Origin of the sequence: Streptomonospora halophila, assembly GCF_039542725.1 — a bacterium.
GTDB classification, from domain to species: Bacteria; Actinomycetota; Actinomycetes; order Streptosporangiales; family Streptosporangiaceae; genus Streptomonospora; species Streptomonospora halophila.
Genome location: NZ_BAABIK010000066.1, coordinates 1 through 5,525, shown reverse-complemented (window position 1 = coordinate 5,525; position 5,525 = coordinate 1). Strand labels below are relative to the sequence as shown.

6 protein-coding genes, 2 tRNA genes and 1 pseudogene are annotated in these 5,525 nt (G+C 73.1%); 8 read left to right on the top strand and 1 reads right to left on the bottom strand.

The genetic code is table 11. From position 1 onward, the window contains the following. The first annotated feature begins 226 nt into the window (after window positions 1–226). The 6 genes from ABEA15_RS25450 (at window position 227) to ABEA15_RS25425 (ending at window position 3,055) form a co-directional block, all read left to right on the top strand. A tRNA-Thr gene (locus ABEA15_RS25450) sits at window positions 227–302 on the top strand. Between the two features lie 116 nt (window positions 303–418). Next, window positions 419–491: transfer RNA gene (locus ABEA15_RS25445), tRNA-Met, on the top strand. An 85-nt stretch (window positions 492–576) separates the two neighbouring features. Further along, window positions 577–741, top strand: a complete 165-nt coding sequence (gene rpmG / locus ABEA15_RS25440; RefSeq protein ID WP_040274966.1) for a 50S ribosomal protein L33 — start codon at window positions 577–579, stop codon at window positions 739–741. 194 nt (window positions 742–935) lie between these two features. Continuing rightward, window positions 936–1,430: a MaoC family dehydratase N-terminal domain-containing protein gene (locus ABEA15_RS25435; protein WP_345559603.1), complete on the top strand. Its 495-nt coding sequence runs from the start codon at window positions 936–938 to the stop codon at window positions 1,428–1,430. Continuing rightward, window positions 1,427–1,855, top strand: coding sequence for a MaoC family dehydratase (locus ABEA15_RS25430; protein WP_345559601.1), 429 nt, complete (start codon window positions 1,427–1,429; stop codon window positions 1,853–1,855). The genes ABEA15_RS25435 and ABEA15_RS25430 overlap by 4 nt, the downstream gene beginning before the upstream one ends. Window positions 1,856–2,011: 156 nt before the next feature. Continuing rightward, the gene (locus ABEA15_RS25425) at window positions 2,012–3,055 is read left to right on the top strand and encodes a UDP-N-acetylmuramate dehydrogenase (RefSeq protein ID WP_425579451.1); all 1,044 of its coding nucleotides are present in this window, start codon (window positions 2,012–2,014) and stop codon (window positions 3,053–3,055) included. A gap of 31 nt (window positions 3,056–3,086) precedes the next feature. Here the strand turns inward: ABEA15_RS25425 and ABEA15_RS25420 are convergent, their stop codons facing one another. After that, complete coding sequence (locus tag ABEA15_RS25420) at window positions 3,087–3,917, bottom strand: arylamine N-acetyltransferase family protein (RefSeq protein WP_345559598.1); 831 nt, start codon at window positions 3,915–3,917, stop codon at window positions 3,087–3,089. Window positions 3,918–4,140: 223 nt separating this feature from the next. Between ABEA15_RS25420 and ABEA15_RS25720 the strand changes: the two are divergent. Both ABEA15_RS25720 and ABEA15_RS25415 read left to right on the top strand, forming a co-directional pair. Continuing rightward, a pseudogene (locus tag ABEA15_RS25720) lies at window positions 4,141–4,273 on the top strand (hypothetical protein); the annotation flags it as partial. Then, entirely contained in the window at window positions 4,210–4,662 is a 453-nt protein-coding gene (locus ABEA15_RS25415; protein ID WP_425579450.1) for an SbtR family transcriptional regulator, read from the top strand. The pseudogene ABEA15_RS25720 and the gene ABEA15_RS25415, both read left to right, overlap by 64 nt. The last annotated feature ends 863 nt before the right edge of the window (window positions 4,663–5,525 follow it).

The window sequence follows — 5,525 nt, the reverse complement described above, 5'->3', positions numbered from 1 at the left end:
TGATCGCCTACGACCACTGACCGGGACACACAACAACTCCCATCAACGATCTAGCGGGCCCCGCGGGCCGCCGGAGCGCCCGCCGGAGCGGCGTCGGAGCACCGCGGAGCGGCTCGGGCCGGGGGCGCGGCAACCGATTTGGCAGAGCACCCCCGGATCCCTGTATAGTCATGACCGACGCGAACGGCGGAAACCCCCGCACCCGAGGGGCGACCGCACAGGGCGTGCCCCTTTAGCTCAGTCGGCAGAGCGTCTCCATGGTAAGGAGAAGGTCTACGGTTCGATTCCGTAAAGGGGCTCCACCGCTTGATTGAGGTTGCGAACCGCTCAAGTGGGAATACGGACCGGAGGAACGGTGTTCCCCGGTTTGTCCCGGTTCGGGTATTCTGCACGGATGCCCGGTCCCACCCGGGATCTCGGCGGAGTAGCTCAGTTGGCAGAGCAAACGGCTCATAATCGTTGTGTCGTCGGTTCGAGTCCGGCCTCCGCTACTGCCCTCGTCGCCCCTGCATGCGCAGGGTGCTGCGCGGGTTCTGCAGTTGTGTCCACCTGTACCAGCGAGAAAGGCACTCCGACGTGGCTGTCACTGACGTCAGGCCGAAGATCACCCTGGCCTGCCAGGAGTGCAAGCACCGTAACTACATCACGCGCAAGAACCGTCGGAACAACCCCGACCGTCTCTCGCTGAAGAAGTTCTGCCCGAACTGCCGGCAGCACCGCGAGCACCGCGAGACCCGCTAGTCGGCCGCGCCCACCGGGCGCTTCGGCGGCGCCCGGCGAGCGGCGGCGGCCCTATCGAGGCACGCGAGCACGAGCCCAGCGAGCACCATCGCTCGCTGGGCTATTAGTGTGTCGCCTGCCGCCGCCGGGGCGCGCCGCGGTCCCACGCCGCGCACCGGCATCGGGCGGCGGCAGAGCACAGTGAGAGGGAGCCGATGGGGATCAACCGCGAGTACCTGGGCCGGGAGTACCGGTCCCCGCAGCCCTACGAGGTGACGCGGGGCAAGATCCGCGAGTTCGCCGACGCGATCGGGGACCCCAACCCGGTCTACTCCGACACCGCCACCGCGCACGCGGCCGGCTACGGCGACGTCATCGCGCCGCCGACCTTCCCCGTCATCATGGGCATGGAGGCGATGTCGCAGGCGGTCGTCGACCCCGAGCTGCGGTTGGACTTCTCCCGCGTCGTCCACGGCGACCAGAGCTTCGACTACAACCGCCCGCTCCAGGCCGGCGACGTCGTCGAGACCGTCACCCGCATCACCAAGATCTCCTCCCTGGGCGGCAACGAGCTGCTGACGCTGGAGAGCGAGATGCGTACCGTCGAAGGCGAGCACGTGCTGACCGCGGTCAACATGCTCGTGGTCCGCGGCGCCGCCGACGAGGCGGCGGAAGCCGGGTCCGCCGAGGGGCAGGGGAGCAGCGCATGACCGCCACCGTCCGCTACGACGACGTCGAGGTCGGCGCCGAGATCCCCGAGCAGGTCTACCGGGTGCGCCGCATCGACCTGGTCCGCTACGCGGGGGCCTCGGGCGACTTCAACCCCATCCACTGGCACGAGCGCACCGCAAAGGCGGTCGGCCTGCCCGACGTGATCGCGCACGGCATGTTCACCATGGCCCAGGCCGGGCGCCTGGTCACCGACTGGGCGGGCGACCCGGGCGCCCTGGTGGAGTACAAGGTGCGCTTCTCCGCCCCGGTCGTGGTGCCCGACGACGACAAGGGCGCCGAGATCACCGTCAGCGGGGTCGTCAAGGAGAAGCTCGACGACAACCGGGTGCGCATCGCCCTGACCGCCCGCTCCGGCGGAGCGAAGGTGCTCGCGCGCTCGACCGCCGTCGTCCGCCTGGCCTGAGTCCAGCGGTCCCCGACCGAGCGGCCGGGGGCCGTCACACCCGTACAGCAGGGGTTGCCCGTGTCCCGTCCCGAACCAGGGCCCTCAGGGGCCTTTGCCGGTCCCGCCGCCGAGTCCGCGCCGCGCGAACCCCGCGGTCCCGAGACGGCCGCCGGCGTGCCGCTGGCCGACTACACGACCCTCGGACTGGGCGGACCCGCCGCGCGCTTCCGCGTGGCGGCCGACACCGAGGAGCTGATCGCCGCGGTCGCCGAGACCGACGCCGCCGGCGACGCGCTGCTCGTCCTGGGCGGCGGGAGCAACCTGGTCGTCTCCGACGAGGGGTTCGCGGGCACGGTCGTGCACGCCGAGTCCCGGTCGGTGTCCTTCCGTGACGCCGAGGACGGCCGCATCCGCATCCGGGCGGGCGCCGGCGTGCCGTGGGACCCCCTCGTCGAGCGCACGGTCGCCGAAGGGTTCAGCGGAATCGAGTTCCTCTCCGGCATCCCGGGGCGGGTCGGTTCCACGCCCATCCAGAACGTGGGCGCCTACGGCCAGGAGGTCAGCCAGAGCATCGTCGAGGTCCTGGTCTACGACCGGCACACCGGCGAGCGCCGCACCATGGGCCCCGCCGACTGCCGGTTCGACTACCGCGACAGCGTCTTCAAGGGCAGCGACCGCTACGTCGTGTGCGAGGTCGTATTCGAGCTGGAGCGATCGCCGTCGAGCCGCCCCATCCGCTACGCGGAGGTCGCCCACGCGCTGGGCGCCGCGGCGGGCGACCAGGTGCCGCTGGCCCGGGCCCGCGAGACGGTGCTCGGACTGCGCCGGGGCAAGGGCATGGTGCTGGACCCGGACGACCCCGACACCCGCAGCGCGGGTTCGTTCTTCACCAACCCGGTCCTGGACCCGCCCGAGTACGCCGACTTCGCCCGGCGCGCCGCGGACCTGCTCGGCCCCGACGCCGAACCGCCCGCGCACTTCGACGCCGAGGGCCGGGCCAAGCTCTCGGCGGCCTGGCTCATCGACAACGCGGGGTTCTCCCGCGGCTACGGCTCGCCGGCGCGGATCTCCACCAAGCACACCCTGGCTCTGACCAACCCCGGCGACGCGACGACCGAGGACCTGCTCGCCCTCGCCCGCGAGGTCCGCGCAGGTGTGGCCAAGGCGTTCGGCGTGACCCTGGTCAACGAGCCGGTGATGGTGGGCGTGGCGCTGTAGGCAGGCGACCGGGCGGCGCGCCGGCCCGGCCTCACGCGCCTTCGCGCGCGAGATGCCGGGCGTGCTGCTCGCCGCTCCGCCGCCACAGGGCCTCGACGCCGTCGGGTCCGAGGTCGGACAGCGGCACACCGAAGTCGCCGGCGAGGGCCGCGCGGAACGCGTCGCGGTCGCCCAGCACGCGCCGCTGCAGGCGTGTGCCGTCGCGCGTCGACTCGGTGACCGTGCGCGCCCGCAGCGTCAGCTCGCGCTCGCCGCGAAGCCGGAAGGCGAGCAGGAGCCGCTCCAGGCCCGACTCGGCGGGGCGGACGGCCGCGCGCCGGGCGAAGTCGGCCGGCTCGCGCTCGGCGGTCCGCAGGTCGTAGGAGGCGACGGAGCCGCGTGGATGGTGGTGCCAGCGCCAGGTGTCGGCGTCGACGCGCTCCAGGCGATAGGTGACGGGGCCCTGCACGTGGCGCCCCTCGCGCAGGGGGAGGGGGTCGACGAAGCCGTCCGCGATGCCCGCGTCGGCCAGCCAGTCCCCCTCCCGCGTGCGCACGAGCAGGGCGACGTGGTTGCCCCATTCGGGATCGCCGCCGGACCAGGGCCGCACCGCCGCCTCGTGCAGGGTGACGGCGAACCCGGCGCCGCGCAGCAGCAGCGCGAGGGCGCAGTTCGCCTCGAAGCAGGTGCCGCCCCGGCGGCGGGGGCCGAACTTGGCCAGCAGCACCGCCGGATCCAGGCTGATCGTCCGGCCGAGCTGGATGTCGATGTTCTCGTAGGGCACGGCGTGGCGCCACGCGGCGTGCAGGCGGTGCAGCGTCTCCGCGTCGGAACGAAGCGGCGCGCGGTGGCCGATGCGCTCCAGGATCGCGTCGATGGACATGGCGGTCCTCCTGGTCCTCCGATGGCCTGATCCAGTAAGCGGAGGGTTTTCTCCACTTCAGTCGGCACTGTACCCGAAAAGCGGAGAACTTCCTCCGGTTATGATCGGGGGTATGAACGAGACCGGACCCGGCCTGCGCGCCGACGCCCGACGCAACCGCGAGAAGCTCGTCGCGACCGCCCGCACCGTCATCGCCGAACGGGGGACGGCGTTCTCCCTCGACGAGGTCGCCCGCCGGGCCGGCGTCGGCGTGGGCACCGTCTACCGCCGGTTCTCCGACCGCGAGGCGCTGGTGCAGGCCGTGGCCCTGGAGGACTTCCGGCGGGTCGCGGCCTGTGCGCGCGCGGCCGAGGCCGAGGAGGGCACCGGCTGGGACGCGCTGCGCCGCTTCGTCGGCGAAGCAGGCTCCGACCTGCTGCTGGCGGGGCGCCTGTCCGCGTGGTTCGTCGCGGCCTGGGACTCCCTGCGCGCCGACCCGGAGAACCTCCGCCTCCGGCGATCGCTGATGGAGGTGCTGGACCGCATGGTGTCGCGCGCCCAGCAGGAGGGCGCCGTGCGCCGCGACGTCACCGGCGGCGACGTCGCGCTCCTGCTGGCTCGGGTCCTGCGCCCGCTGCCCGGCCTCTCCGAGGGGTTGGACGACCCGGAGCGCCACCTGGCCGTCGTCCTGGACGGCCTGCGTCCGGTACCCGCCGCCGACCCACCCCTCCCCGGCCGCCCGCCCGCCTCCGGGGAGCTCGGCTGATGGTCCGATGGGAGCGCCGCCGGTTCGAGTGGCGGTTGCGGCGGGGCGGTGAGGGTGGTGGGTGGCGAGGGCGGCGGGGGGTTGGGCCCGCGGTTGTCGGTTGGGGTGCTTGGCGGTGGCGGTTGCGGCGGGGCGGCGAGGGCGGCGGGGGGTTGAGCCCGCGGGGATCGGTTGGGGTGCTCGGCGGTGGCGCATGCAACGGGCGGCGACGACGGCGGGTGGTCGAGCCCGCGGGGATCGGTTGGGGTGCTCGGCGGTGGCGGTTGCGGCGGGGCGGTGAGGGCGGCGGATGGTTGGGCCCGCGGGGATCGGTTGGGGTGCTCGGCGGTGGCGGTTGCGGCGGGGCGGTGAGGGCGGTGGGTGGTTGGGCCCGCGGGGATCGGTTCGGGTGCTCGCCGGTGGCGCATGCAACGGGCGGCGACGACGGCGGGTGGTTTGGCCCGCGGTCGTCGGTTCGGGTGCCCGCCGGTGGAGGTCGCGACGAGGCGGCGACGGCAGCGGACGGTCCAGCCTGCGGTTGTCGGTTGGGGTGCTCGGCGGTGGCGGTGGCGGTTGCGGCGGGGCGGTGAGGGTGGTGGGTGGTTGAGCCTGCGGGGATCGGTTCGGGTGCTTGGCGGTGGCGGTTGCGGCGGGGCGGCGGCGATGGGTGGCGGGCGGTGGTGGAGTCGGTGAGGGGGGAGTGCTGCGTGCTGTGCGGTGGCATTTCGGGCATATGGGGCCGGGCTTGGCGGGGTGGGGTGCGCGAGCCGAAGCGAACCAGTGCAGCGGCACCGCCATCCCACTCTTCTTCCGCGATGCGAAATGAAATAGGGTAGTTTGTCCCATTTATTCCGATTCTTCGGGTGTCGCGGGGGTCCAAGGTG

Bases quoted from the DNA above. Each gene is read 5' to 3' on its own strand.
- ABEA15_RS25435 (WP_345559603.1), top strand. From the start codon at position 936: ATGGGGATCAACCGCGAGTACCTGGGCCGGGAGTACCGGTCCCCGCAG.
- ABEA15_RS25430 (WP_345559601.1), top strand. From the start codon at position 1,427: ATGACCGCCACCGTCCGCTACGACGACGTCGAGGTCGGCGCCGAGATC.
- ABEA15_RS25420 (WP_345559598.1), bottom strand. From the start codon at position 3,917: ATGTCCATCGACGCGATCCTGGAGCGCATCGGCCACCGCGCGCCGCTT.